The sequence below is a fragment of the Acidovorax sp. 94 genome (assembly GCF_003634645.1).
GTDB lineage: Bacteria > Pseudomonadota > Gammaproteobacteria > Burkholderiales > Burkholderiaceae_C > Acidovorax > Acidovorax facilis.
In genome coordinates, this window is record NZ_RBJA01000001.1 from 1,807,424 (window position 1) to 1,832,499 (window position 25,076).

Below are 25,076 nucleotides of genomic sequence, written 5' to 3' on the forward strand. Positions count from 1 at the left end.
TAGCAATGGTGCTACTGGAATCCTGTTTGTGGCAAGGAAACACATGTCCGAATCTTTTGCCGCCCTTTTTGAAGAATCTTTGCAGCGCACGGAAATGCGCCCAGGCGAAGTCATCACCGCTGAAGTCGTGCGCGTTGAGCACAACTTCGTGGTCGTGAACGCTGGCCTCAAGTCCGAAGCCTACGTACCGCTGGAAGAGTTCAAGAACGACAAGGGCGAAGTCGAAGTCCAAGTGGGTGACTTCGTGTCGGTGGCCATTGGCTCCATCGAAAACGGCTACGGCGACACCATCCTGTCGCGCGACACGGCCAAGCGCCTGGCTTCGTGGATGAGCCTGGAAAAGGCCCTCGAATCCGGCGAATTCGTCACTGGCACGACCAGCGGCAAGGTCAAGGGCGGTCTGACCGTTCTGGTCAACGGCATCCGCGCATTCCTGCCCGGTTCGCTGATCGATACCCGTCCGATCAAGGATCTGACGCCGTACGAAAACAAGACCATGGAATTCAAGGTCATCAAGCTGGACCGCAAGCGCAACAACGTGGTGCTGAGCCGCCGCGCTGTGGTGGAAGCCTCCATGGGCGAAGAGCGCGCCAAGCTGATGGAAACCCTGAAGGAAGGCTCCATCGTTCAAGGCGTGGTCAAGAACATCACCGAATACGGTGCGTTCGTGGACCTGGGCGGCATCGACGGCCTGCTGCACATCACCGACATGGCATGGCGCCGCGTGCGTCACCCCTCCGAAGTGGTGACCGCTGGCCAGGAAATCACGGCCAAGATCCTGAAGTTCGACACCGAAAAGAACCGTGTCTCGCTGGGTCTGAAGCAAATGGGCGACGACCCATGGATGGGCGTGAACCGCCGCTACCCCCAAGGCACCCGCCTGTTCGGCAAGATCACGAACATTGCCGACTACGGCGCGTTCGTCGAACTCGAACCCGGCATCGAAGGCCTGGTGCACGTGTCTGAAATGGACTGGACCAACAAGAACATCGCTCCCGCCAAGCTGGTTTCGCTGGGCGACGAAGTCGAAGTCATGGTCCTCGAAATCGACGAAGACAAGCGCCGCATCAGCCTGGGCATGAAGCAGTGCAAGGCCAACCCATGGCAAGAATTCGCACAGGACACGAAGCGCGGCGACCGCGTGAAGGGTCCTATCAAGTCGATCACCGACTTCGGCGTGTTCGTGGGCCTGGCTGCCGGCATCGACGGCCTGGTTCACCTGTCTGACCTGTCGTGGAACGAAGCTGGCGAAGCCGCAGTTCGTAACTACAAGAAGGGCCAGGAAGTGGAAGCCATCGTGCTGGCCGTGGACGTGGACCGCGAACGCATCTCGCTGGGCATCAAGCAGCTCGACGGCGACCCATTCACGACCTTCGTGACGGTGAACGACAAGGGCCAGACGGTGACCGGCAAGGTCAAGACCGTGGACGCCCGTGGCGCTGAAATCGACCTCGGCGAAGACATCGTGGGTTACCTGCGCGCTTCGGAAATCTCCCGCGACCGCGTGGAAGATGCCCGCAACGTGCTCAAGGAAGGCGACGAAGTCACGGCCGTGGTGGTCAATGTGGATCGCAAGACCCGCAACATTCAGCTGTCGATCAAGCAAAAGGACATGGCTGACGAACAAGGCGCCATGGCCAACCTGAGCCAGCAATCGAGCCGCGAAAGCGCCGGTACGACCAGCCTGGGCGCCCTGCTGCGCGCCAAGCTGGACAACTCGGAAAAGTAAAGCGCTGACCCGTTGAGGAGCCTCAGCGCACATTGCGCGGTAAGCTCCTTGTACGGTCAGACAGCGGGCGCCTCGGCGCCCGCTCTTTTTTCAGCAAAGACCTGCCCACCCGCAGCCTGCCCATGCCCCAAGATTCCATGACCCGCTCAGACCTCGTTGAAGAACTGGCCGCGCGCTTTGGTCAGCTCACCCATCGCGATGCCGAATACGCCGTCAAGACCATCCTGGACGCCGTGGGCGAGGCCCTGGTGCGTGGGCACCGCATCGAGATCCGGGGCTTTGGCAGCTTCTCGGTCAACCACCGCCCACCCCGCATGGGACGTAATCCGCGCAGCGGCGAGGCCGTGGCCATCCCCGAAAAACGGGTGCCCCATTTCAAGCCTGGCAAGGCCCTGCGTGAAGCCGTGGACAAGCGCACCGCCGAGATGGAAGAAAACTCCGGGGCCGCCAGCAGCACAACCATTCAAAAATAATAGCTGCTCGCGCTTTACAGATAAGCGCTAGAGGCCTATTTGACTTGAATTCTTATCCTGCAAGGGCCATGCGGCCCAGCAGGCACAAGCTCTTAGAATCGCCCCACCACTGGGGAGACCGATGAAATACCTCCTGTGGCTGCTCAAGGCAGCCATTTTTTTTACGCTGTTTGCCTTCGCGCTGAACAACCAGCAGGACGCCACCGTGCACTTCTTCTTTGGCACGCAATGGCGCGCGCCGTTGGTGCTGGTGGTGTTGACCGCATTTTCAGCGGGCCTGGCCGTGGGAGTGCTGGGCATGGTGCCGCGCTGGTGGAGGCACCGCACCGCAGCGCGACGCGCCCATGCAGCGGTGGCAGCGCCAACGCCCGTGGCATCCTCCGCAGCAGCGGGCTCCATGCCCCCCGCCCCGCCACCACCGCCCGACCTGCCTTCCGCCCATGGAATTTGACCTGACCTGGATCCTGCTGGGTCTGCCCGTGGCCTTTGTGCTGGGCTGGCTGGCTTCGCGTTTTGACCTGCGCCAACTGCGTGCAGAAAACCGCCGCGCGCCCAAGGCCTACTTCAAGGGCCTGAACTTCCTGCTCAACGAACAGCAGGACCAGGCCATCGACGCCTTCATCGAGGCCGTGCAGAACGACCCCGACACCTCCGAGCTGCACTTCGCCCTTGGCAATCTGTTTCGCCGCCGGGGCGAATACGACCGCGCCGTGCGTGTGCATGAGCATCTGCTCTCTCGCGGCGACCTCTCCCGCACCGACCGCGAACGTGCCCAGCATGCGCTGGCCCTCGACTTCCTGAAGGCCGGGCTGCTCGACCGCGCCGAAGACGCGCTGCAGCGGCTGGAAGGCACCCCGTTCGAGGCCCAGGCGCGCCTGGCGCTGCTCGCCATTTACGAACGCTCGCGCGACTGGCCCCACGCCGCCAGCATTGCCCGCAAGATGCACGCCGCCGACCAGGGCGACTTCAGCACGCGGCAGGCGCACTACCTGTGCGAGCAGGCCTTGGCGCTGATCGCGCAGGGCGACCTGCCCGGCGCCCAGGCCCTGCTGGACCAAGCCGTGGCTGCCGCCCCCGAGGCAGCGCGCGCACGCATCGAACTGGCGCGCCTGCAACGCCTGATGGGCCAGCCGGCCGCCGTGCTGTCCACCCTCAAGACGCTGGGCGAGCGCAACCCCGCTGCTCTGCCCCTGGCCGCCCCGCTGATGGTCGAAGCCGCTACAGCCACTGGCCGCACGCCCGAAGTCCACGCCCTGCTGCACGCCCACTATGCGCAAGCGCCTTCGCTCGACGTGCTGGAAAGCATCGTGGCGATGGAAGCTGCCGACGAAGCCACCCGCTCGTCTGCCCGCCAGCGCTATGTGGAGCACCTGGACAAGGAACGCTCTCTGGTCGCCGCCGCCAAATGGCTGGCCACCGAAAAGCTGGAACACGAAGAATTCCACCCCCAGGTTCAACGTGCGCTGGACCATGCCGTCAAACCCCTCACCCGCTATCGCTGCGCGGCCTGCGGTTTTGAAGCGCGCCAGCATTTCTGGCAATGCCCCGGCTGCCAGACCTGGGACAGCTACCCGGCGCGCCGGGTCGAAGAACTCTAAGAGCCTTCATCCTCAACACCCTAAGCTCCTCGCCATGCTGAAAAAACTGCTAACCCTGCTGGTTGCCACCCTGCTCGCTACCGCCGCCTGGGCCGCCGTGGACGTGAACACCGCTACCGAGGCTGAACTCGACGGCATCAAGGGCATCGGCCCCGGCTTGTCGGGGCGCATCCTGCAAGAGCGGCGGAACGCTGCCTTCAAAGACTGGGCCGACTTCATCGGCCGTGTGGGCGGCGTGGGTAACAAGAGTGCCGTCAACTTCTCCAAAGAGGGCCTGACCGTCAACGGCAAGAAGTACAGCGCGGCGGCAGCCGCCAAGGCAGAAGCCAAAAACAACAAGAAGCACAGCAGCCCCCACGCAGCAGATCGCAAAGCCCGTGGCGGCGCTGACAAGGACGCCGCAACGGCAACCACGCCAGCCACAACACCTGCAACAGTAACTGCGGCACCGACGGCGGCAGCGCCCGCCCCCGCAACAGGCGCTAGCAAAAACTAAGCACGCTTCACAAGCAGCAAGCCCGCTCCAGCGGGCTTGTTTTTTTGCGGAGTCGCGTGCGCAACGGCAAGGGCTGGACAGGGTTTTTAGGAGCTACCCCTAAAATCATCTGCGCATGCCCCTGATCACGCTCATCCTTCTCCCCTTCATCGGCAGCCTGCTGGCAGCGGTTCTGCCGTCCAACGCCCGCAATACCGAGTCCACCCTGGCGGGCCTTATCGCCGTGTTCTGCTCAGCCCAGGCGGCGCTGTACTTCCCCGAGATTGCAGACGGCGGCGTGATCCGGCAAGAGCTGACCTGGCTGCCCGCGCTGGGTCTGAACCTCGTCATCCGCATGGATGGCTTTGCGTGGATGTTCTGCATGCTGGTGTTGGGTGTAGGCAGTCTGGTGGTGCTGTACGCGCGCTACTACATGTCCCCCGCCGACCCGGTGCCGCGCTTCTTCTCATTCTTCCTGGCTTTCATGGGCGCGATGGCGGGCGTAGTGCTGTCGGGCAACATCATCCAGATCGCGTTCTTCTGGGAGCTGACCAGCCTGTTTTCCTTCCTGCTGATCGGCTACTGGCACCACCGCAAGGATGCCCGGCGTGGCGCACGCATGGCGCTGACGGTGACCGGCACGGGGGGGCTGGCCATGCTGGCGGGCATGCTGGTGCTGGGCCACATCGTGGGCAGCTACGACCTGGACCATGTGCTGGTTGCGGCCCAGCTCATCCAGAACCATCCGCTCTACACCACTGCACTTGTCCTGATTCTGCTGGGCGCGCTCACCAAGAGCGCGCAGTTCCCGTTCCACTTCTGGCTGCCCAACGCCATGGCTGCGCCCACGCCCGTGTCGGCGTACCTGCACTCGGCCACCATGGTCAAGGCCGGTGTGTTTTTGCTGGCACGCCTGTGGCCGGCGCTGGCGGGCACCGAGCAGTGGTTCTGGCTGGTGGGCGGCGCGGGCCTGGCCACGCTGCTGGTGGGTGGCTATGCGGCCATGTTTCAGAACGACCTCAAGGGGCTGCTGGCGTACTCGACCATCTCGCACCTGGGTCTCATCACCCTGCTGCTGGGCCTGAACAGCCCGCTGGCCGCCGTGGCGGCCGTGTTCCACATCATGAACCACGCCACCTTCAAGGCCTCGCTGTTCATGGCAGTGGGCATCGTGGACCATGAAAGCGGCACGCGCGACATACGGCGCCTGTCGGGCCTGCGCAGGATGATGCCCATCACCGCCACCCTGGCCATGGTGGCCAGCGCTGCGATGGCGGGCGTGCCGCTGCTCAACGGCTTCCTGTCCAAGGAAATGTTCTTTGCCGAGACGGTGTACGTGAACACCACGCCGATGCTCGAATGGCTGCTGCCCGTCGCCGCCACAGTGGCCGGCATGTTCAGCGTGGCGTACTCGCTGCGCTTCACGGTGGATGTGTTCTTTGGCCCGCCCGCTACCGACCTGCCGCGCCCGCCCCATGAGCCGCCGCACTGGATGCGCGTTCCTGTCGAACTGCTGGTGCTGGCCTGCCTGGTGGTGGGCACGTTGCCCGCCTGGTCTGTGGGGGCCTACCTGGCCGCCGCCGCACGGCCCGTGGTGGGCGGCGAGCTGCCCACGTACAGCCTGGCGGTGTGGCATGGCTTTAATACCCCGTTTGTAATGAGCCTGGTGGCATTGGGCGGTGGCATTGCGCTGTATGCGCTGCTGCGGCGTCAGCGCGCGCGCGGCATGCTGGATGCACCGCCCCTCATGCACCACCTGAGCGGCCAGCGCATGTTTGAGCACCTGCTGGCCGCCCTCACGCTGGCGGGCCGCAACGGCCGCCGCCTGCTGGGCACCAGCCGCCTGCAGTGGCAGATGCTGTGGCTGGCCGCAGCGGCCCTGGTGGCGGGTACCCTGCCCCTGTGGGCGCGGGGACTGCCAATTGGCGACCGCGTGCAGTTGCCGCTATCGCCCACGTTTGCGCTGCTGTGGCTGCTGGGCGCCGTGTGCGCCGTGGCGGCGGCGTGGCAGGCCAAGTACCACCGGCTGGCCGCCCTCACGCTGCTGGGCGGCTCGGGCCTGTGTGTGTGCCTGACCTTTTTGTGGTTCTCGGCGCCCGACCTCGCGCTCACACAGATCGTGGTGGAGATCGTGACCACCATCCTCATCCTGCTGGGCCTGCGCTGGCTGCCCCGCCGCGACGAAAGCCTGCGCGTGCCCACCCTGGCCGAAGAGCGCCGGACCCAGCTGCGCCGCTACCGGGACCTGGCACTGGCGTTGAGCGCGGGCGCAGGCATGGCGCTGTTGTCGTTCGCGATGATGAGCCGCCCTTTCCCCGACAGCACCTCCACCTTCTTCCTGGAGCGCGCCCTTACCGACGGGGGCGGCACCAACGTGGTCAACGTCATGCTGGTGGACTTCCGGGGCTTTGACACCTTTGGCGAGATCGTGGTACTGGGCATTGTGGCGCTCACGGTGTATGCGCTGCTGCGGCGCTTCCGCCCTGCGCGCGAGGTGATGGACCTGCCGCCCCAGCAGCGCGCACTGCCCGCCGATGTGGACACCGACCTCTCCAACCCGCGCCAGACTGCCGACACCGCCGTGGGCTACCTCATGGTGCCCGCCGTGCTGGTACGCTTGCTGCTGCCGTTTGCCACGCTGGTGTCCATGTACCTTTTCATGCGTGGGCACAACGAGCCCGGCGGCGGCTTTGTGGCCGGGCTGGTGTTCTCGGTGGCGCTGCTGCTGCAGTACATCGTCTCGGGCACCTCGTGGGTCGAGGCCCACCTGCCGCTGTACCCGCGCCGCTGGATCGGCGTGGGCCTGCTGGTGGCATTAGCCACGGGCCTGGGCGCCTGGGCCTGGGGCTACCCCTTCCTCACCAGCCACACAGCGCACTTTGCGCTGCCGGTGGTGGGCGAGATCCATGTGGCCAGCGCGCTGTTCTTCGACATTGGCGTGTTCACCCTGGTGGTGGGCTCCACCATGCTCATCCTCACCGGCATTGCCCACCAGTCGGTGCGCAGCCACCGCTACAACAATGCGCGCGCCGACGACGAGGCGGCAGAACAAGCCGCTGCTGCCACAGCGCCCACCACCCGGGGAGAAACTGCATGGAACTGATACTGGCCCTGGCCATTGGCGTGCTCACCGGCTCGGGCGTATGGCTGCTGCTGCGGCCCCGCACCTTCCAGGTCATCATGGGCCTGTCGCTGCTGTCGTATGCCGTCAACCTCTTCATCTTCAGCATGGGCCGCCTGGGCCTGGCGATTGACAAGGAGCCCGTGCTGCAACCCGGCCTGCCGCAGGACCTGGCCCACTATGCCGACCCCATGCCCCAGGCGCTCACACTCACGGCCATCGTGATCGGCTTTGCCATGACGGCGCTGTTCCTGGTGGTGCTGCTGGCATCGCGTGGCATGGCGGGCACCGACCATGTGGACGGCACCAAGGGTAAAGACGTGCAGGAAATGCCATGACTAGAGAACACCCCCCTGAGCGGCTTCGCCGCTTCCCCCCGCTCTCGCAGCGCTGCGCACTGCGGGCAGGGGGACGCAGCCCTCGATGCGGGGCGGCCCTTTCTCGGCTGCCCTGGCCTGGGGCGTGCCAGTTTCATGCGCAGCGTCTTGGACCAATCACATGACACTCATGCACATGCTGCTTGAGCGGCTGATGCCACACCTGATCCTTGCGCCCATTGCACTGCCCCTGCTCACGGCCGGGCTCATGCTGCTGCTGCGCGAGGAACGACAGCGCACCAAGGTCACACTCAACATCACATCGACCCTGGTCGGCCTGGTGGTGGCTGTGTTGCTGCTGGTGCAGGCCAAGGAGCCCAGCGTGCAAACCAGCCTGGGCGTGTACCTGCCGGGCAACTGGCCGGCGCCGTTCGGCATCGTGCTGGTCATCGACCGCCTGTCGGCCATGATGCTGGTGCTGACCAGCACAGTGGCGCTCGCCACGGTGCTGTTCTCGGCCGCGCGCTGGCACCGGGCGGGTGTGCACTTTCACCCGCTGTTCCAGTTCCAGCTCATGGGGCTGGCAGGCGCGTTCCTCACGGCCGACCTGTTCAACCTGTTTGTGTTCTTCGAGATCATGCTGGCGGCATCCTACGGGCTGCTGCTGCACGGCTCGGGCCGCCCGCGCGTGTCGGCGGGGCTGCACTACATCGCCATCAACCTCGCCGCATCTTCGCTGTTCCTCATCGGGGTGTCGATGCTGTACGGCATCACCGGCACGCTCAACATGGCCGACCTGGCCCGGAGCATTGCGGGTGTGGCCGTGGCAGACCGGGGGCTGCTGCATGCGGCCGCTGCGATTCTGGCGGTCGCGTTCCTCATCAAGGCCGCCGTGTGGCCGCTCAACTTCTGGCTGGTGCCTGCCTACAGCGCGGCCACTGCGCCCGTGGGTGCGCTTTTCGCGCTCATGACCAAGGTGGGCGTGTACAGCGTACTGCGGCTGTGGACGCTGCTCTTTGGCGCCGAGGCCGGTGAATCCGCCCAGTTTGGCAGCCAGTGGCTGATTGGCGGCGGCCTGCTCACCATGGCCTTTGGCGCCATCGGCATGCTGGGCTCGCAGCGCCTGGGGCACCTGGCAGGCTTCAGCGCCGTCCTGTCGTCGGGCACGCTGCTGGCTGCCGTAGGCTTCGGCCAGAACCTGCTCACAGGCGGGCTGCTGTACTACCTGCTCAGCTCCACACTGGCGGTGAGCGCCCTCTTCCTGCTGACCGACCTGATCGACCGCTGGCGCAACGACGGCTCCAACCTCGCCCCCTACGAGCAGACGGACGATGCGCCGTTTCTGTCGGCCGACCTGGTGCCCACCGAAGGCATGAACCTCGACGACAAGGAGGAGGCGCTCATCGGCGAGGTGATCCCTGCGGCCGCTGCCTTCCTGGGCCTGGCCTTCATCGCCTGCACGCTGGTCATTGCGGGCCTGCCACCGCTGCCAGGGTTTGTGGGCAAGTTCGCCATGGTGCATGCGCTGCTCAACCCGCTGGGGCTGGGCGCATCCAGCGGGTTCCCGCTGGGCGCGGCGGGCTGGACGCTGGTGGCCCTGCTGGTGACCTCGGGCCTGCTGGCGCTGGTGGCCTTGACCCGTGCAGGCATCCGCCATTTCTGGGCCGCACATGATCGGTCGGCCCCCAAGCTGCTGGTACTGGAAGGCTTGCCGATTGCCCTGCTGCTGGGTGCCTGCGCGGCGCTGGCCTGGCAGGCCGGCGCCGTGATGCGCTACACCCAGGCAACTGCCGACGCATTGCACGCGCCCGCTGGCTACATGCGCGCGGTGATGACCGCTGAGCCCGTGCCCAACCCGCCCCAGCCTGCCACCACACCGGGGGGCAACCTGCCATGAAGCCAGAGCCCCTTCCCACATCCACATCGCCCCGGCCCTTCAAGCGGCTGGTGCCCGCGCCCCTGCTGTCGCTGGCGCTGCTGGGCCTGTGGCTGCTGCTCAACCGCAGCCTGAGTGCTGGGCATTTTGTGCTGGGCAGCGTGCTGGCGCTGGCGATTCCGCTGCTCACGGCCGGGCTGCGCCCGCTGCCGGTGCGCGTGCGCAAACCGGGCGCCGTGCTGCGCCTGGCCTTCACGGTGGTGGCTGACACCACCCGCTCTAACCTGGCCGTGGCGCGCCTGCTGCTGGCGCCGGGCCGCAGGCGCCACCCTGCCGGGTTTGTGCACATCCCGCTCGACGTGCGCGACCCCAACGCGCTGGCCGTGCTGGCGATGATCGTCTGCATCACCCCCGGTACTGCCTGGGCCGAGCTGTCGCTGGACCGCAGCGTGCTGCTGCTGCATGTGCTGGAGTTGGACGACGCGGCCACCGTGATCGCCGACGTGAAGCGGCGCTACGAGGCCCCTTTGATGGAGATTTTTGAATGACCCCGATACTGGATTGGGCCCTCCCCATCGCCCTGTTCATGCTGGCCCTGGCTATGGGCTGCGCGCTGATCCGCCTGCTCAAGGGCCCCTCCGCACAAGACCGGGTGCTGGCGCTCGACTGCATGTACCTGAGCGGCATGCTGGTGATGCTGGTGCTGGGCCTGCTGTATGGCAGCAAGAACTACTTCGAAGCTGCGCTGCTGCTGGCGCTGTTCAGCTTTGTGGGCAGCATGGCCATGGCCAAGTTTCTGCTGCGTGGCGAGGTGATCGAATGACCGAAGCCGCTACCACTGCCGCCGCCGTGCTGCCGCTCTGGCTTGAAATCATCGTGGCCTTGCTGGTGCTGGCGGGCGCGGGGCTGGCGCTGCTGGGCTCCACCGGCCTGCTGCGCCTGCCCACGTTCTTCGAGCGTGTGCACGCCCCTGCCATCATCGCCACGCTGGGCTGCTGGCTGATCATGCATGGCACGGTGCTGTACTTCTCGGTGGCCGACCGCAGCCTGGCGCTGCATGCGCTGTTGATCGCCGTGTTCGTGGCGATCACGGTGCCGATCATGTCGATCTTCTTGATGCGCGCGGCGCTGTTCCGCGCGCGGCAGATGGGGCTGAATGTGCCGCCGAGCCTGAGCCAGCCCAAGGCGCCATCCGAAACCGAAGACTCCTGAATTAATAGCTGCCAGCGATTTATGGATAAGCGCTAGCGGCCATTTTCATCCCTATTTTCGACCTGAAGACCCGAATCCGCCGCCGCCCGGTGTGTGGATTTCGAACACATCGCCCGGCTGCATCTCGGCCTGGCCAATGTGGTCCAGCAACTCCACGCGGCCATCGCTGCGCACCACCTTGTTGATGCCCACGGCACCCGGGTGGCCGCCTGCCATACCAAACGCGCCATGGTGGCGGCCGTTGGACAAGATGCTGGCCGTCATCGGCTCCAGAAAACGCACACGGCGCACGCCGCCGTCGCCACCTTTCCACTGCCCGGCGCCGCCCGATCCCCTGCGGATCTCGTAGCCCTCCAGCCGCACCGGAAAGCGGAACTCCAGCACCTCAGGGTCCGTCAGGCGCGAGTTGGTCATGTGGCACTGCACGACGCTGGTGCCGGCAAAGCCGCCAGTGAGCTGCCCGTTGGCATCCCACACGCCGCCCGCGCCGCTGCCCCCCGAGATGGTCTCGTAGTACTGGTAGCGCGTGCTGCCAAACGTGAAGTTGTTCATCGTGCACTGTCCCGCCGCCATCAGGCCCAAGGCGCCATACAGCGCGTTGGTGATGCAGGTGGAGGTCTCCACATTGCCCGCCACCACCGAGGCTGGGGGGTTGGGGTTGAGCATGCTGCCCGGCGGAATGATCACGTTGAGCGGCTTGAGGCACCCAGCATTCAGCGGAATGTCGTCATCCACCAGCGTGCGGAACACATACAGCACCGCCGCCATGCACACCGCCGTAGGCGCGTTGAAGTTGTTCGTCTGCTGCGCGCTGGTGCCGGTGAAATCGATGGTGGCGCTGCGGCTCGCTGCATCCACTTTCACCGCCACGCTGATCTGTGCGCCGTTGTCCAGCGGCAGCGTGAACGCACCGTCCTTGAGCCGTGTGATGACGCGGCGCACGGACTCTTCGGCGTTGTCCTGCACATGGCGCATGTAGGCTAACACCACGTCCAGGCCAAACTCGGCCACCATGCGGCGCAGCTCCTGCTGGCCTTTTTCGTTGGCGGCGATCTGCGCGCGCAGGTCGGCCATGTTCTGCTGCGGGTTGCGGGATGGATATTCGCCGCTTTCCAGCAGCGCAATCATCTCCGCCTCGCGCAGCACGCCGCGCTCCACCAGCTTCACGTTGTTGATCTGCACGCCCTCTTCTTCAATGCGCGTGGAGAACGGCGGCATGGAGCCCGGCGTAGTACCGCCCACATCGGCGTGGTGGCCCCGGCTGCCCACGTAGAACGTGGGCTCGGCCTCGTTGGCGATGTAGACCGGCGTGATGACCGTGATGTCCGGCAGGTGCGTGCCACCGTGGTACGGGTCGTTGAGCACGAACACATCGCCAGGCTGCATGCGGCCCGCGTTCTCGCGGATCACGGTCTTGATGCTCTCGCCCATGCTGCCCAGGTGCACGGGCATGTGGGGCGCGTTGGCGATCAGGTTGCCTGCGGTGTCAAACAGCGCGCAGCTGAAGTCCAGGCGCTCCTTGATGTTCACCGAGTACGCCGTGTTCTGCAGCTGCAGCCCCATCTGCTCGGCAATGTTCATGAACAGGTTGTTGAACACCTCCAGCAGCACCGGGTCCACCGTGGTGCCCACGGCATGCTGCACGGCGCGCGCCACGCGGCGGTTGAGCAGCAGGTGGTCCAGGTCGGTCAGCGCGGCCTCCCAGCCGGGCTCCACTATTGTTGTAGCGTTCTTCTCGGCAATGATGGCCGGGCCAGGAATCACATCGCCGGGGCGCAGGTCTTCGCGCACCACCAGGGCGGCGTCGTGCCATGCTGCAACGCCATCCACCCCGCCGGTGTACATGCGCACGGTGCTGCGGCGCGGCACCTCGCGCGCGGGCTGCAGCGTGTGGCGTGGCTCCACGGGCGCGTCGCCGGGCACCACGGCCTCGACGGACACGGCCTCCACCACCAGACCCTTGCCCTGCATGAGGAACGCAAAACGCTGGCGGTAGGCGTTCTCGAACGCGGCGGTGATTTCGGCCAGCGAGCCAAACGGCACGATGAGTGCGGAGTCGCTGCCCTCGTAGCGCACATGCACGCGGCGGTGCACCACCGCAGTGCCCGCGCCCACCTGCTGGCGCTCCAGCTCGGTGCGCGCGGTGGTGGCGAGTTGGTCCAGCGTGGCTTCGATGCCTGCGAACGCTTCGGGCGCAAGCTTGGTTTCCACCGCCTGTTCGCGAATCACATTCTGGTCGGCGAGGCCCATGCCATACGCGCTGAGCACCCCCGCCAACGGGTGCACAAACACGCGCGTCATGCCCAAAGCATCGGCCACCAAACACGCATGCTGCCCGCCCGCGCCGCCAAAGCACTGCAGCGTGTAGCGCGTCACGTCGTAGCCGCGCGCCACGCTGATCTTCTTGATGGCATTGGCCATCTGCTGCACGGCGATCTGAATGAAGCCATGGGCCACATCCTCGGCCTTGCGTCCGGTCTGTGTGGCGAGGCCTTCAAACTTCTGCGCCACCGCATCGCCATCCAGCGCCTCATTGGCCGCATGGCCAAACACCTTGGGGAAATGTGCGGGCTGGATCTTGCCCACCATCACGTTCGCATCCGTCACAGCCAGCGGGCCGCCGCGGCGGTAGCTGGCGGGGCCAGGGTTGGCACCCGCGCTTTCGGGGCCGACGCGGAAACGTGCGCCATCAAAACCGAGGATGGAACCGCCACCGGCCGCCACGGTGTGGATGCTCATCATGGGCGCGCGCATGCGCACGCCCGCCACCTGGGTCTCGAACTCGCGCTCGAACTCGCCCGCGTAGTGGCTCACATCGGTGCTGGTGCCGCCCATGTCAAAGCCGATGACCTTGTCGTGGCCTGCCAAACCGGCGGTCCGGGCCATGCCGACGATGCCGCCTGCGGGGCCCGACAGGATCGCGTCCTTACCCTGGAACACCTGCGCATCCGTCAGGCCGCCCGACGACTGCATGAAGAACAGCTTCACGCCTGGCATTTCGCTGGCCACCTGGTCCACATAGCGGCGCAGGATGGGCGACAGGTAGGCATCCACCACCGTGGTGTCGCCCCGGCTCACCAGCTTCATCATGGGGCTGGTGGCGTGCGATGCACTCACCTGCGTGAAGCCCGCTTCGCGCGCAATGCGGGCGGCGGCCTCTTCGTGTGCGGTGTAGCGATAACCGTGCATGAACACGATGGCCGCGCTGCGCAGGCCTGCGTCGTAGGCCGCCCACAGGCGTTCTTTCAGGTGGGCTTCGTCCAGCGGCTCAATCACCTCGCCCCGCGCGCCCACACGCTCCTGCGCTTCGATCACGCGCTCGTATAGCAGCTCGGGCAGCACGATGTGGCGGTCAAACAGACGCGGGCGGTTCTGGTAGGCGATGCGCAGCGCGTCCTTGAAGCCCTTGGTGGTGATGAGCAGCGTGGGCTCGCCCTTGCGCTCCAAGAGCGCGTTGGTGGCCACGGTGGTGCCCATCTTCACGCACTCCACCAGTGCGGGCGTTACGGGTTCGCCGGGCTTCAAACCGAGCAGGTGGCGGATGCCTGCGACAGCCGCGTCCTTGTACTGCTCGGGGTTCTCGGACAGCAGCTTGTGCGTGACCAGGGTGCCGTCCGGGCGCTTGCCCACCACGTCGGTGAAGGTGCCGCCCCGGTCGATCCAGAACTGCCAGCGGGACATGGGAGAAACTTGGTGGGACATGAATAACTATCTTTTTGATAGCTACCAGCGCTTATCAGATAAGCGCTAGAGCACGGTTTTATTCAAAATTCTGCGCCGATCAAAGGGATGCCGCCGAGCGCGCCGCCTGGTCGTACATGCCTGAGAGCACACGCAGCAACCGGGCCAGCTCGCCGATGTCGCGGTTCAGCGCGTCGTCGGCTTTCAGGGCGTCGATCAGGCAGCTCTCGCGGATCTCGCGGTAGCGCTGCACGTAGGCGCGGCCCACATCGGTGGCAGCGTAGGTCACTTCCTTGCCGTTCTTTTGCGAGGCCACGACGCCCAGGTTCTGCAGCTTTTTCAGCGCATAGTTCACCAAGTGCGTGTCCTCCACATTCATGATGAAGCAGATGTCGGCCAGGCGTTTGTCGCGCGCGCGGTGCGTGACATGGTGCAGAACCACCACGTCGAGCGGCGTCAGGTCCTTGAGCCCCGCCGCCGCCATGCAGTGCACCACCCAGCGGTGGAACGCATTGCCCGCCACGATGAGGCCGAACTCGAACTCGCTCATTTCTGCGCTCTGGGCCGACACCAGGTGTGCTGATGAAACGATGGGGCCGGAGTCGGTTTTGGCCTTGGGCTTGGCGTCAGATTTCATGGCGGGTTCGGGCCTGTGGGTTCTGTCATTGGCACGGGATATGCATGGGGCATTGTAGGCAAGTCGATGGTAATTTGTTGGCAATTTGTCAGCGTTTAGGCAAAACACCTATCGCAATCGGATCGGCTTCCGATACAGTGATTTGTTACATCCAATCTTGTACATACAACTCTGCGGAGCAATATCCATGAAGCGTCGAATCTTCCCCGTGACCGCACTTGCCCTGACCCTGGCGGCGGGCCTGTCTGCCACCTCGGCATTCGCCCAGACCAAGTGGGATCTGGCGGCCGCCTACCCAGCCACCAACTTCCACACCGAGAACATGGTGCAGTTGGCCGGCGATGTAGACAAGGCCACGGGCGGCAAGCTCAAGATCACGGTGCATGCCAACGCCGCGCTGTTCAAGGCCCCCGAAATCAAGCGCGCCGTGCAAGGTGGTCAGGCGCAGATGGGCGAGATCCTGCTGGCCAACTTCCAGAACGAATGGCAGCTGTTTGGTGTGGACGGCCTGCCCTTCCTGGCCGACAGCTACGACGCCTCCAAGAAGCTCTACGCTGCGCAAAAGCCCTTCCTCGAGAAGAAGCTGGCCGAACAAGGCATGGTGCTGCTGTATGCCGTGGCCTGGCCTCCGCAAGGCATCTACACCAAGAAGCCCCTGGCCTCGGCCGCCGACCTCAAGGGCATCAAGTGGCGCGCCTACAGCCCCGCCACCGCCCGCATTGCCGAGCTGGTGGGTGCACAGCCGGTGACAGTGCAGGCCGCAGAGTTCTCGCAGGCCCTCGCCACGGGCGTGGTCGAATCGACGATGACCTCGGGCGCCACCGGTGTGGACAGCAAGCTGTACGAGCACCTCAAGTTCTACTACGACACCCAGGCCTGGCTGCCCAAGAACGCCGTGCTGGTGAACAAGAAGGCCTTTGAAGCGCTGGACAAGCCCAGCCAGGACGCCCTGCTCAAGGCCGGTGCCGACGCCGAAGCACGCGGCTGGGCTGCCAGCGCCAAGGTCAACACCGACACCATCGCCAAGCTCAAGGCCAATGGCATGGCGGTAGAAGCGCCGCCCGCCGCACTGAAGGCCGACATGGCCAAGGTCGGCGACACCATGCTCAAGGAATGGCTGGACAAGGCCGGCCCCGAAGGCAAGGCGCTGATTGACGCCTACCGCAAGTAAGCTCGGGCATCCACGCAAATGCGTCGTCTGCTGGACTTTCTGTACGACAGCGCCGCCGCCCTGGCGGCGCTTTTCATGGTCGGCCTGCTGGGCATGGTGCTGCTGTCCATCGCCAGCCGGCAGTTCCACTTCCACGTGCCGGGCACGGATGCCTACGCAGGCTATCTGATGGCGGCTGCGGGTTTTCTGGCACTGGCCCACACCTTGAAGCGCGGCGAACACATCCGCGTCACGCTGCTGCTCAACTTTTTGAAGGGCGGCGCAAAGAAGGCCTTTGAGATCTGGGCCCTGGCCATTGCCACGCTTCTGGCCGTGCTGTTTGCGGTGTACAGCTGCAAGCTGGCCTGGCAGTCGCACGAGTTCCACGACATCTCCACAGGCAGCGATGCCACCCCCCTGTGGATTCCCCAGATCGCCATGGCCGTGGGCACGGTGATTCTGGCCATCGCCTTCATCGACGAGCTGGTGCTGGAGGTGATGAACAAACGCGCCGACGCCCATCCCGGCGAAGCCTTGCGCAATGAATAAGACAACCAGGCCCATCTACCATGAGTGATCTCGCCATTACCGGCCTGCTGGTCCTGTCGCTGTTCCTGATTCTGGGCAGCGGTGTCTGGATCGGGCTGACCCTCTCGGGCGTCGCCTGGATCGGCATGCAACTGTTCTCGTCGCGCCCAGCTGGCGATGCGATGGCGGTGACGATCTGGGGCAGCGCCTCCAGCTGGACCTTGACCGCCCTGCCCCTGTTCATCTGGATGGGGGAAATCCTGTTTCGAACGCGGCTGTCGCAAGACATGTTCAAGGGCCTCGCCCCCTGGGTACAGGCCCTGCCGGGCCGCCTGCTGCACACCAACGTGGTGGGCTGCACGATTTTTGCGGCCGTGTCGGGGTCGAGTGCAGCCACCTGCGCCACCATCGGCAAGATGACACTGCCCGAACTGACACGCCGGGGCTACCCTGAGCACATGGTGGTGGGCACCCTGGCCGGTGCCAGCACGCTGGGCCTCTTGATCCCGCCGTCGATCATCATGATCGTCTACGGCGTATCGGCCGAAGTGTCCATCTCGCAGCTGTTCATTGCGGGCGTGCTGCCGGGCATTCTGCTGGCCGCCCTGTTCTCAGGCTACATCATGGTCTGGGCGCTGCGGCACCCCGACCAGATTCCCGCCGCCGACGTGCGCCTGACCTTTGCGCAAAAGCTGGCCGAGTCGCGCAGCCTGATCCCGGTGGTGCTGCTGATTGCGGCGGTGCTGGGCAGCATCTACACCGGCTTTGCCACAGCCACCGAAGCCGCAGCCGTGGGTGTGGTCGGCTCACTGGTTCTCTCGGCCGTGCAGGGCTCGATGAGCTGGAGCACCTTCAAGGAATCGCTGATGGGCGCCACGCGCCTGTACTGCATGATTGCGCTGATCCTGGCCGGTGCCGCGTTTCTCACGCTATCGATGGGCTATATCGGTCTGCCGCGCCACCTGGCTGAATGGATTGCTTCGCTGGGGCTGAATCAGGGGCAGCTCCTCGTCGCGTTGGCCGTGTTCTTCATCATTCTGGGCTGCTTCCTGGACGGCATCTCCATGGTGGTGCTCACCATGGGCGTGCTCATGCCCACGGTGCAGGCTGCGGGCATCGACCCCATCTGGTTCGGCATCTTCATCGTGCTGGTGGTCGAGATGGCGCAGATCACACCGCCCGTGGGCTTCAACCTGTTCGTGCTACAAGGAATGACGGGCCGCCAGCTGCCCTGGATCGCCAAGGTGGCCCTGCCCATGTTCCTGCTGATGTGCGCGGCCGTGGCGCTGCTCTACATCTTCCCCGGCATCGTCACCTGGCTGCCGCAGCAGATGGCGGCACGCTGAGCCGCCGGCATGCGAAACGGGTGTGGTCCAGACCAGGGCCGCTCCGTTTTGCGCTTTGGGAGAAGGCGCGAAGCGACCCAGGGGGACTTCATTTGCTGTGACAATCCCCCCCATGCTCAATGTTCTGGCCATCTGCATCGGCGCCTGTGTGGGCGCACTGGCGCGCTGGCGCCTGGGCCTGTGGCTCAGCCCGGGCGGCTTGATTCCCTGGGGAACCCTGGCAGCCAACCTGGTGGGCGGTTATCTCATCGGCGTGTGTGTGGCTGTTTTTCACGCCCTGCCCCAGATCGATCCTGTCTGGCGGCTGGCCTTGGTCACGGGTTTTCTGGGCGCACTCACCACGTTCTCCAGCTTCTCGGCCGAGGTGGTTGAAATGTTGATGGTGCAACGCTACGCCATGGCCCTGGGCACTACAGCACTGCACCTGTTCGGGTCGCTATGCCTGACGGCGCTTGGCATACAAAGTGCTTCATATTTCATAGCAGCCCGCGCATTGTAGACTTGCCCACGGGCCCATTTTCTCTACACCTCATCCTCCATTGCATTACGCTGCCCAAGCCGGTGGCCGCAGCATTCGCCCCACCCCTTTTCCCCTACAGACCGACACGAAGAGTCTCTTATGGACGCCAACACCCAACTCAACGAACGCCGCCTGGCCGATGCCTGGGCGGAACTGCAGAACCACGCAGTCAACGGCAACCCCTTGCACGCAGACGCATATCGCCTCGCGTTTGCCGACCCGGAATTCCTGTTCCGCCGCGAGACACGCGGCATCCGCTTTCAGCTGGAAATGCTCAAGCCCGACCTGGGCCAGGCCGAGCAAGGCATCGAGAACACCGTGGTGGTCTACGGCAGCGCCCGGTTTGTGGCACCCGACGAGGCCGCAGCCCAGTTGGCCGAGGCCGAGGCCAGTGGCGACGAGGTGCGCCTGCAGCGTGCCCAGCAGGCTGTGCGCAACGCCCGCTACTACGACCTCGCCCGCCAGTTCGCCAAGGTGGTGGCGGAATACAGCGAGCACCAGCGCCCCGCAGACCGCATCTACATCTGCACGGGCGGCGGCCCCGGCATCATGGAGGCCGCCAACCGGGGTGCCCACGAAGCCGGTGCACTGAACGTGGGCCTGAATATCGCCCTGCCCCACGAGCAAAGCGGCAATCGCTTCATCTCGCCCTCGCTCTCCTTCAAGTTCCACTACTTCGCGCTGCGCAAGATGCACTTCATGATGCGCGCCAAGGCATTGGTGGCCTTCCCGGGGGGTTTTGGTACGCTGGACGAACTGTTTGAGGTGCTCACGCTGGTGCAGACCAAGAAGGCCAAGCCGGTGCCCATCGTGCTGTTTGGCACCGACTACTGGAGGCGGCTGATCAACTTCGAAGTGCTGGTGGAAGAAGGCACGATCTCCGCCCAAGACCTCAAGCTCTTTCACTACACCGACGACCCGCAAGAGGCGTGGGAGCTGATCAAGTCGTTCTACCAGCTGTAGGCATTTCTTCGCCTACTGGCTCGGCACGGCAAGCGGCACTCAGCCCGGCCCCTGCCCCGGCTGTTTTTTCTCGCCCCCGATGCGCCACGCCAGCCGGGCGCCGCCCAGGCCTGCGGCGCCCACCCCCCAGAACAGGCCGCTCACGCCAATCACCGCCCCGGCCGATCCGAACATCAACGGCATCAGCACGCTGGATGCGTTGATGGCCATGAGGCGCAGCCCCAGCGCTTCGCCCTGGCGATGTGAGGGCGTGATCTGGTGCAGCAGGCTCATCACCATGGGCTGCCCCGTGCCCAGCACCAGGCCCAGCAACACCGAGCACAGCCCCATGGCCCAGGCGCTTTGCAGCATGGGGTACACCGCAAACAACACGGCCGTCACCAGCATGGCGCCGGCCATTACGCCCCGCTCGCGCAAGTGCTTGGCCACAAAGGGCATAAGCAGGCGGATCACGGTGGCCGCAATCGCAAACGCCCCGAAGATGGTGCCAATGACCGCCGCCGACAAGCCGCGCTCATGCCCCAGCAGCGGCACCGCAAAGGCATGCACATCCCAGCACGACGAGATGAGCCAGTTCACGATGAGCAGGCGACGAAACGGCGGGTCGTTCAGCAGATCCCACGCGCGCTGTGGCGGGCCATCTTTGGCGGAGGCTGCGGCCGCAGCGGGCAGATCCTGCGTGCTGCGCACACACCACCAACTGACCAGGGGCAGCAACGCCAGCAACGCAAAGGCCGCGCGGTAGCCTTCCAGGCTGCCCGGGGTGGTACCCGCATGGTCGATGGCCAGCCCCGCCGCAAATGGGCCGATGAAGTTGGACACCGCCGGGCCTATCGACAGCCAGCTGAACACCTGCTTGAGTTCGGTGGCGTCATGCACGGCGCGGCCCGCGTGGCGCTGCACGGCAATGGTGGCGCCCCCTGCGCCCGCCCCTGTCATCAAGGCCGCAACGCACAAGACCGCATAGGTCGGAAACACCACCGCCAGCCCTGCGCCCATGCACGCCACAGCCACCGAATAAGCCATCGGGCGCTTGAGGCCGTGGCGGTCTGCAAACCGGCCCGCAGGAAGGGCCAGAAACACCTGGGTGAGCGCGAACAGCGCCACCAGAAACCCCACCGCCGCCACGCTGTAGCCCTCGCGCAGCGCGAGCAGGGGCGCGGCCAGCCGCATGCCAGCCATGCTGCCGTGCACACAGATCTGCGCGGCAATCAGCCGGGCCAGTGCCCAGTTCACAGCGGATCGTCCTCGGGGTCCAGCCCCGGCAACGGCACGGTGGTAGCCGCTGGCGCGGGCAGGTCCTGCACATCCCGCAGGCGCTTCTGGATGGCGCGGGTGCGCACGCCCACCTCGTCAAACTTCTTGGCGGCGGCGTCGATGGATTTTTTGGTGGCCTCCACCACATCGCCAAACTTGGCGAACTCGGTCTTGACCATGCCCAGAAGGCTCCACACTTCTGACGAGCGTTTTTCAATCGCCAGCGTCTTGAAACCCATCTGCAGGCTGTTGAGCATGGCGGCCAGATTGGCCGGGCCGGTGATCATCACGCGGCAGTCGTTCTGCACCGCTTCCACCAGACCGGGGCGGCGCATGACCTCGGCAAACAGGCCTTCGGTGGGCAGGTACAGCACGGCAAAGTCGGTGGTGTGCGGGGGCGAGACGTACTTCGCGAAGATCTTCTTGGCTTCGAGCTTGATCGAGGTCTCGAACGCATTGCCCGCAGACAAGATGGCCGCCTTGTCGGCCGCGTCCTGCGCATCCATCAGGCGCTGGTATTGCTCCACCGGGTATTTGGAGTCGATGGGCAGCCACACGGGGTGCTCGTCGCTCTTGCCCGGCAGGCGGATGGCAAACTCCACCAACTCATCGCTGCCTGGCACGGTCTTGACGTTGCGCGCGAACTGCTCGGGGGTAAGCACGTTGTCGATGATGGCGCCGAGCTGCATTTCGCCCCAGGTACCGCGCGACTTCACGTTGGTCATCACACGCTTCAAGTCGCCCACGCTGCCGGCCAAGGTCTGCATCTCGCCCAGGCCCTTGTGCACTTGTTCGAGCCGGTCGCTCACCAGCTTGAAGGATTCGCCCAGGCGCTGCTCCAGCGTGGCGTGCAGCTTTTCGTCCACCGTGCGGCGCATTTCCTCGAGCTTGGTGGCGTTGTCGGCCTGGATGGCGGCCAGGCGCTCGTTGAGCGCGGTGCGCAGTTGTTCGGCATTGTGCTGGCTGCCCTGCACCAGCCCGGTGAGCTGCTGCGACACCGCGTCTTGCAGCACCGCAAACTGGTTCTTGATCTGAAAGCTGTTGGCTTCGAGCTGGTCTTTGAGCGCTTGCGACATCACCACCAGCTGCGACTGGGTGTCGCTCTTGAGCGAATCGAGCGTGAGGCGCGTGGCTGCGTCCAGGGCCGTGAGGCGCTGCTCCAGCCGCGCCTCGAACACGCCAAAGGCGGCCAACAGCTCGGCACGGCCGTTGCGCGATTCGGCCACCGCCTGCGTCAAACGCTCATCGACCGCGTGGCGCAGCCCCTCCAGCGTGGTCTGCGTGGTTTGGGTGAAGCCGCGCAGTTGCTGGCCCATGCCATCCAGCGCGCCATCGTTCTTGGCCACGGCCAGCTGGGTGGCCTGGGTGGTGCGCTCCAGTGCCTGCAGGCGGGCCAGCCATTCGGGCGGCAAATCCACGCGGGGGCGACGCAGCGCCAGCAGCGCGAGCGCGATGAACACCAGGACCAGTGCGGCCAGCAGAACGAGGGTATCGGTAGTCAAGGAAGGATTACTATGGTTTCGATAGCTGCTAGCGCTTATCTATCAAGCGCTAGCGGCCAATTTCTCTTGATAAATCCGGCGTTACTGCGCCCGCAGGCCAGGCACGGGCTGGTTCACCGGAGTGAGGGGGGCACGCCCGCCCAAAAAGGCAATCAGGTTGTCCGCCGCCAGGTTGGCCATGGCGCGGCGCGTGGGCACCGTGGCGCTTGCGATGTGAGGCGTGAGCACCACGTTGGGCACGGTGAGCAGGTCGGGGTGCACGCTGGGCTCGCCTTCAAACACATCCAGACCCGCCGCGGCAATGCGGCCTTCGCGCAGCGCCACGGCCAGCGCCGCGTCGTCCACAATGCCGCCACGCGCAATGTTGATGAGGGTGGCCGTGGGCTTCATCAGCGCCAGTTCGGCCGCGCCAATGGTGTGGTGCGAGGCTGCGCTGTACGGCACCACCAGCACCACATGGTCGGCCGTGCGCAGCAAGTCTTCCTTGCCCACGTAGGTGGCCTTGCATTCGGCTTCCAGGTCAGCCGACAGGCGCGAGCGGTTGTGATAAACCACCTTCATGCCAAAGCCATGCGCGCCGCGCTTGGCAATGCCCTGCCCGATGCGACCCATGCCGATGATGCCCAGCGTGCTGCCGTGGATGTCGCTGCCCGCGAACATGTCGTAGCTCCACTTCGTCCACTTGCCAGCGCGCAGGTAATGCTCGCTCTCGGTCATGCGGCGCGCCGTGGCCATCAAGAGCGCAAAGCCGAAGTCGGCCGTGGTCTCGGTCAGCACGTCGGGGGTGTTGGTGCCCAACACGCCCGCCGCCGTCATCGCGTCCACATCAAAGTTGTTGTAGCCCACGGCCATGTTGGCGCAGATTTTGAGACGCGGCGCCGCAGCCAGTAACGCGGCATCCACGCGCTGGCTGCCAGTGGTCAGCACTCCGTCCTTGTCCGCCAAGCGCGCGGCCAACTCGGCCGGGGTCCAGATCACGTCGTCGGGGTTGTCCTCCACGTCGAAGTGCGCGCGCAGGCGGTCCACGATGTCGGGGAAGATCGCTCGCGCGACCAGGATGCGGGGTTTGCTCATGAATCTTCAGTCTCCAATGTATCGATACGGCTGCCGTACCTTGCAACTTGCGCGGCCCGCACCAGCGGCCACCGTGCAAGGGCAGCCCCGCCGCACTGGTGGCGTCCCCCTTCCCATCGCGCAGCGATGAGAGAAGGGGGAAGCGGCGCAGCCGCTCAGGGGGATGGTCACTACCTAAACCAGATGAAAGTCATCACGATGAACAGCGGCACCAGGATGCCCCCCGACCACAGCATGTAGCCAAAGAAGCTGGGCATCTTCACGCCCCGGTCTTCGGCGATGGCCTTGACCATGAGGTTGGGCGCGTTGCCGATGTAGGTGTTGGCCCCCATGAACACCGCCCCGGCCGAGATGGCAGCCAGCGTGGGGGCCAGTGTGGTCATGAGCGTGGCCGGGTCACCCCCCGCCGTGTTGAAGAACACGAGGTAGGTGGGGGCGTTGTCCAAGAAGGAGCTCAGGGCGCCCGTGGCCCAGAAATACATGGCGGGGTCGGGCGAACCATCTGCGCGGGTCACGGCCGACACAACGGCGCCAAACGGACCGTTGACGCCCGCCTTGAGCATGGCGATAACCGGGATGATGGTGAGAAAGATGCCCGCAAACAGCTTGGCCACCTCTTGCATCGGCCCCCAGCCGAACTGGTTGTCTTCATGCACCTTCTTGGGCGTGAGCCACAGGGATACAAAGGTGACGATGACCAAACCGACGTCGCGCACGATGCCAGGCAGGCCAACGTCGGTGCCCGCGATGTTGAACACCACCGACGACTTCCAGAAGCCGCTGACCAGCACCAGCGCCACCACCACGCCCAGCAGGGCAAAGTTGACCTTGCCATCAAAGCCGATGGCCCGGCTGTCGGGTGTGGGGTCGGCCGTGATCACTTCTTCGCTACGGCGGTAGTACCAGGAATCGAGCACAAAGAAGATGACCAGCAGCGCACCCACGAGGAAAAGCGTTTCCTGGAATATGTGGCTCACCGTCCAGAAGAAGTCCACGCCCTTCAGGAAGCCCAGGAACAGCGGCGGATCGCCCAGCGGCGTGAGCGAGCCCCCGGCGTTGGACACGATGAAGATGAAGAACACCACCACATGCGCCACATGCTTGCGGTTGTCGTTGGCGCGGATCAGGGGGCGGATCAGCAGCATGGACGCCCCGGTGGTGCCCATGAAGCTGGCCAGCACGGCGCCAATGGCCAGGATGGTGGTGTTGAGCCCCGGGCTGCCATGCAGGTTGCCGCGAATGAAAATCCCGCCCGCCACCGTGAACAGCGCAGTCAGCAGGATCACAAACGGGATGTACTCCGCCACCAGCGCATGCACCAGGCTCACGCCCGCCATGCCGGGGCCGAATGTGATGGCAAACGGCACCAGAAACGCCAGCCCCCAGGCTGCCGCCACCTTGCCAAAGTGGTGGTGCCAGAAGATCGGCGCCAGGAGCGGCATGAGGGCAATCGACAGCAGAATGCCCGCGAATGGAACGCCCCAGAGGACGGACAGCGTGCTGCCATCGATGTCGGCGGCCAGGGCCCAGCCGGGCAGTGCCGCCAAAAGACCGGCCACTGCCAGCCCGCGCGAGAGTTTCATGGGTTGTGTCTCCATCCAGTTATAAAAATCGGGT

At 65.1% G+C, this 25,076-nt stretch carries 22 protein-coding genes; 16 read left to right on the top strand and 6 right to left on the bottom strand.

The genetic code is table 11. The features are described 5' to 3' along the window. Positions 1-28 precede the first annotated feature (28 nt). From rpsA to mnhG, 11 genes are all read left to right on the top strand, one after another. On the top strand, positions 29-1,729 hold the full coding sequence (gene rpsA / locus C8C94_RS08390; protein ID WP_304439398.1) for a 30S ribosomal protein S1: 1,701 nt from the start codon (positions 29-31) through the stop codon (positions 1,727-1,729). A gap of 122 nt (positions 1,730-1,851) precedes the next feature. Beyond that, positions 1,852-2,202: an integration host factor subunit beta gene (locus tag C8C94_RS08395; protein ID WP_055402517.1), complete on the top strand. Its 351-nt coding sequence runs from the start codon at positions 1,852-1,854 to the stop codon at positions 2,200-2,202. 121 nt (positions 2,203-2,323) lie between these two features. After that, complete coding sequence (locus C8C94_RS08400) at positions 2,324-2,653, top strand: lipopolysaccharide assembly LapA domain-containing protein (RefSeq protein ID WP_055402518.1); 330 nt, start codon at positions 2,324-2,326, stop codon at positions 2,651-2,653. Continuing rightward, positions 2,643-3,800 (top strand): lipopolysaccharide assembly protein LapB, encoded by a 1,158-nt coding sequence (lapB, locus tag C8C94_RS08405; RefSeq protein ID WP_121420412.1) that lies wholly within the window; start codon positions 2,643-2,645, stop codon positions 3,798-3,800. Before C8C94_RS08400 ends, lapB begins: the two co-directional genes overlap by 11 nt. Positions 3,801-3,834: 34 nt before the next feature. Further along, positions 3,835-4,296 carry a helix-hairpin-helix domain-containing protein gene (locus C8C94_RS08410; RefSeq protein WP_121420413.1) on the top strand — a complete coding sequence of 154 codons (462 nt, stop codon included), beginning with the start codon at positions 3,835-3,837 and terminating at the stop codon, positions 4,294-4,296. 115 nt (positions 4,297-4,411) lie between these two features. After that, complete coding sequence (locus tag C8C94_RS08415) at positions 4,412-7,378, top strand: monovalent cation/H+ antiporter subunit A (RefSeq protein WP_121420414.1); 2,967 nt, start codon at positions 4,412-4,414, stop codon at positions 7,376-7,378. Further along, complete coding sequence (locus C8C94_RS08420; RefSeq protein ID WP_063460563.1) at positions 7,369-7,734, top strand: Na+/H+ antiporter subunit C; 366 nt, start codon at positions 7,369-7,371, stop codon at positions 7,732-7,734. Before C8C94_RS08415 ends, C8C94_RS08420 begins: the two co-directional genes overlap by 10 nt. A gap of 160 nt (positions 7,735-7,894) precedes the next feature. Then, entirely contained in the window at positions 7,895-9,610 is a 1,716-nt protein-coding gene (locus C8C94_RS08425; RefSeq protein WP_121420415.1) for a monovalent cation/H+ antiporter subunit D, read from the top strand. Further along, positions 9,607-10,137 carry a Na+/H+ antiporter subunit E gene (locus C8C94_RS08430; protein ID WP_121420416.1) on the top strand — a complete coding sequence of 177 codons (531 nt, stop codon included), beginning with the start codon at positions 9,607-9,609 and terminating at the stop codon, positions 10,135-10,137. The genes C8C94_RS08425 and C8C94_RS08430 overlap by 4 nt, the downstream gene beginning before the upstream one ends. Continuing rightward, positions 10,134-10,412: a K+/H+ antiporter subunit F gene (locus C8C94_RS08435; protein ID WP_055402533.1), complete on the top strand. Its 279-nt coding sequence runs from the start codon at positions 10,134-10,136 to the stop codon at positions 10,410-10,412. Before C8C94_RS08430 ends, C8C94_RS08435 begins: the two co-directional genes overlap by 4 nt. After that, the gene (gene mnhG / locus C8C94_RS08440; protein WP_121420417.1) at positions 10,409-10,801 is read left to right on the top strand and encodes a monovalent cation/H(+) antiporter subunit G; all 393 of its coding nucleotides are present in this window, start codon (positions 10,409-10,411) and stop codon (positions 10,799-10,801) included. Before C8C94_RS08435 ends, mnhG begins: the two co-directional genes overlap by 4 nt. A gap of 51 nt (positions 10,802-10,852) precedes the next feature. On the opposite strand, the gene C8C94_RS08445 is transcribed toward mnhG, so the two are convergent. Both C8C94_RS08445 and C8C94_RS08450 read right to left on the bottom strand, forming a co-directional pair. After that, positions 10,853-14,503, bottom strand: a complete 3,651-nt coding sequence (locus tag C8C94_RS08445) for a hydantoinase B/oxoprolinase family protein (protein ID WP_121420418.1) — start codon at positions 14,501-14,503, stop codon at positions 10,853-10,855. A gap of 79 nt (positions 14,504-14,582) precedes the next feature. After that, positions 14,583-15,119, bottom strand: coding sequence for a winged helix DNA-binding protein (locus tag C8C94_RS08450; protein WP_055402539.1), 537 nt, complete (start codon positions 15,117-15,119; stop codon positions 14,583-14,585). 187 nt (positions 15,120-15,306) lie between these two features. Between C8C94_RS08450 and C8C94_RS08455 the strand changes: the two genes are divergently transcribed. The 5 genes from C8C94_RS08455 (at position 15,307) to C8C94_RS08475 (ending at position 19,626) form a co-directional block, all read left to right on the top strand. Then, complete coding sequence (locus tag C8C94_RS08455) at positions 15,307-16,290, top strand: TRAP transporter substrate-binding protein (RefSeq protein WP_121420419.1); 984 nt, start codon at positions 15,307-15,309, stop codon at positions 16,288-16,290. A gap of 18 nt (positions 16,291-16,308) precedes the next feature. Then, positions 16,309-16,818, top strand: a complete 510-nt coding sequence (locus C8C94_RS08460; RefSeq protein ID WP_121420420.1) for a TRAP transporter small permease — start codon at positions 16,309-16,311, stop codon at positions 16,816-16,818. A gap of 20 nt (positions 16,819-16,838) precedes the next feature. After that, on the top strand, positions 16,839-18,143 hold the full coding sequence (locus C8C94_RS08465; RefSeq protein ID WP_121420421.1) for a TRAP transporter large permease: 1,305 nt from the start codon (positions 16,839-16,841) through the stop codon (positions 18,141-18,143). A 112-nt stretch (positions 18,144-18,255) separates the two neighbouring features. Continuing rightward, positions 18,256-18,642, top strand: coding sequence for a fluoride efflux transporter CrcB (gene crcB / locus C8C94_RS08470; RefSeq protein WP_055402547.1), 387 nt, complete (start codon positions 18,256-18,258; stop codon positions 18,640-18,642). Positions 18,643-18,762: 120 nt separating this feature from the next. Further along, positions 18,763-19,626, top strand: coding sequence for a TIGR00730 family Rossman fold protein (locus C8C94_RS08475; RefSeq protein WP_055402549.1), 864 nt, complete (start codon positions 18,763-18,765; stop codon positions 19,624-19,626). A 39-nt stretch (positions 19,627-19,665) separates the two neighbouring features. Here the strand turns inward: C8C94_RS08475 and C8C94_RS08480 are convergent, their stop codons facing one another. The 4 genes from C8C94_RS08480 to C8C94_RS08495 all read right to left on the bottom strand — a co-directional run bounded on the left by C8C94_RS08480 (position 19,666) and on the right by C8C94_RS08495 (position 25,042). Then, positions 19,666-20,862 carry an MFS transporter gene (locus tag C8C94_RS08480; RefSeq protein ID WP_121420422.1) on the bottom strand — a complete coding sequence of 399 codons (1,197 nt, stop codon included), beginning with the start codon at positions 20,860-20,862 and terminating at the stop codon, positions 19,666-19,668. Next, a complete protein-coding gene (gene rmuC, locus C8C94_RS08485; protein WP_121420423.1) occupies positions 20,859-22,385 on the bottom strand; it encodes a DNA recombination protein RmuC in 1,527 nt (508 codons plus the stop codon). Before rmuC ends, C8C94_RS08480 begins: the two co-directional genes overlap by 4 nt. 81 nt (positions 22,386-22,466) lie before the next feature. Continuing rightward, positions 22,467-23,459, bottom strand: a complete 993-nt coding sequence (locus C8C94_RS08490; RefSeq protein WP_055402555.1) for a D-glycerate dehydrogenase — start codon at positions 23,457-23,459, stop codon at positions 22,467-22,469. Between the two features lie 170 nt (positions 23,460-23,629). Then, complete coding sequence (locus C8C94_RS08495) at positions 23,630-25,042, bottom strand: sodium:proton antiporter (protein ID WP_121420424.1); 1,413 nt, start codon at positions 25,040-25,042, stop codon at positions 23,630-23,632. Between the last annotated feature and the right edge of the window lie 34 nt (positions 25,043-25,076).

What these genes read in the sequence shown, in the direction of transcription:
- C8C94_RS08475 (WP_055402549.1), top strand. Translation starts at nt 18,763, where the DNA reads ATGGACGCCAACACCCAACTCAACGAACGCCGCCTGGCCGATGCCTGG.
- C8C94_RS08490 (WP_055402555.1), bottom strand. Translation starts at nt 23,459, where the DNA reads ATGAGCAAACCCCGCATCCTGGTCGCGCGAGCGATCTTCCCCGACATC.
- C8C94_RS08420 (WP_063460563.1), top strand. Translation starts at nt 7,369, where the DNA reads ATGGAACTGATACTGGCCCTGGCCATTGGCGTGCTCACCGGCTCGGGC.
- C8C94_RS08465 (WP_121420421.1), top strand. Translation starts at nt 16,839, where the DNA reads ATGAGTGATCTCGCCATTACCGGCCTGCTGGTCCTGTCGCTGTTCCTG.
- C8C94_RS08410 (WP_121420413.1), top strand. Translation starts at nt 3,835, where the DNA reads ATGCTGAAAAAACTGCTAACCCTGCTGGTTGCCACCCTGCTCGCTACC.
- C8C94_RS08395 (WP_055402517.1), top strand. Translation starts at nt 1,852, where the DNA reads ATGCCCCAAGATTCCATGACCCGCTCAGACCTCGTTGAAGAACTGGCC.
- C8C94_RS08400 (WP_055402518.1), top strand. Translation starts at nt 2,324, where the DNA reads ATGAAATACCTCCTGTGGCTGCTCAAGGCAGCCATTTTTTTTACGCTG.
- C8C94_RS08455 (WP_121420419.1), top strand. Translation starts at nt 15,307, where the DNA reads ATGAAGCGTCGAATCTTCCCCGTGACCGCACTTGCCCTGACCCTGGCG.
- C8C94_RS08450 (WP_055402539.1), bottom strand. Translation starts at nt 15,119, where the DNA reads ATGAAATCTGACGCCAAGCCCAAGGCCAAAACCGACTCCGGCCCCATC.
- C8C94_RS08495 (WP_121420424.1), bottom strand. Translation starts at nt 25,042, where the DNA reads ATGAAACTCTCGCGCGGGCTGGCAGTGGCCGGTCTTTTGGCGGCACTG.
- C8C94_RS08415 (WP_121420414.1), top strand. Translation starts at nt 4,412, where the DNA reads ATGCCCCTGATCACGCTCATCCTTCTCCCCTTCATCGGCAGCCTGCTG.
- C8C94_RS08430 (WP_121420416.1), top strand. Translation starts at nt 9,607, where the DNA reads ATGAAGCCAGAGCCCCTTCCCACATCCACATCGCCCCGGCCCTTCAAG.
- C8C94_RS08435 (WP_055402533.1), top strand. Translation starts at nt 10,134, where the DNA reads ATGACCCCGATACTGGATTGGGCCCTCCCCATCGCCCTGTTCATGCTG.
- lapB (WP_121420412.1), top strand. Translation starts at nt 2,643, where the DNA reads ATGGAATTTGACCTGACCTGGATCCTGCTGGGTCTGCCCGTGGCCTTT.
- C8C94_RS08445 (WP_121420418.1), bottom strand. Translation starts at nt 14,503, where the DNA reads ATGTCCCACCAAGTTTCTCCCATGTCCCGCTGGCAGTTCTGGATCGAC.
- C8C94_RS08460 (WP_121420420.1), top strand. Translation starts at nt 16,309, where the DNA reads ATGCGTCGTCTGCTGGACTTTCTGTACGACAGCGCCGCCGCCCTGGCG.
- mnhG (WP_121420417.1), top strand. Translation starts at nt 10,409, where the DNA reads ATGACCGAAGCCGCTACCACTGCCGCCGCCGTGCTGCCGCTCTGGCTT.
- C8C94_RS08425 (WP_121420415.1), top strand. Translation starts at nt 7,895, where the DNA reads ATGACACTCATGCACATGCTGCTTGAGCGGCTGATGCCACACCTGATC.
- crcB (WP_055402547.1), top strand. Translation starts at nt 18,256, where the DNA reads ATGCTCAATGTTCTGGCCATCTGCATCGGCGCCTGTGTGGGCGCACTG.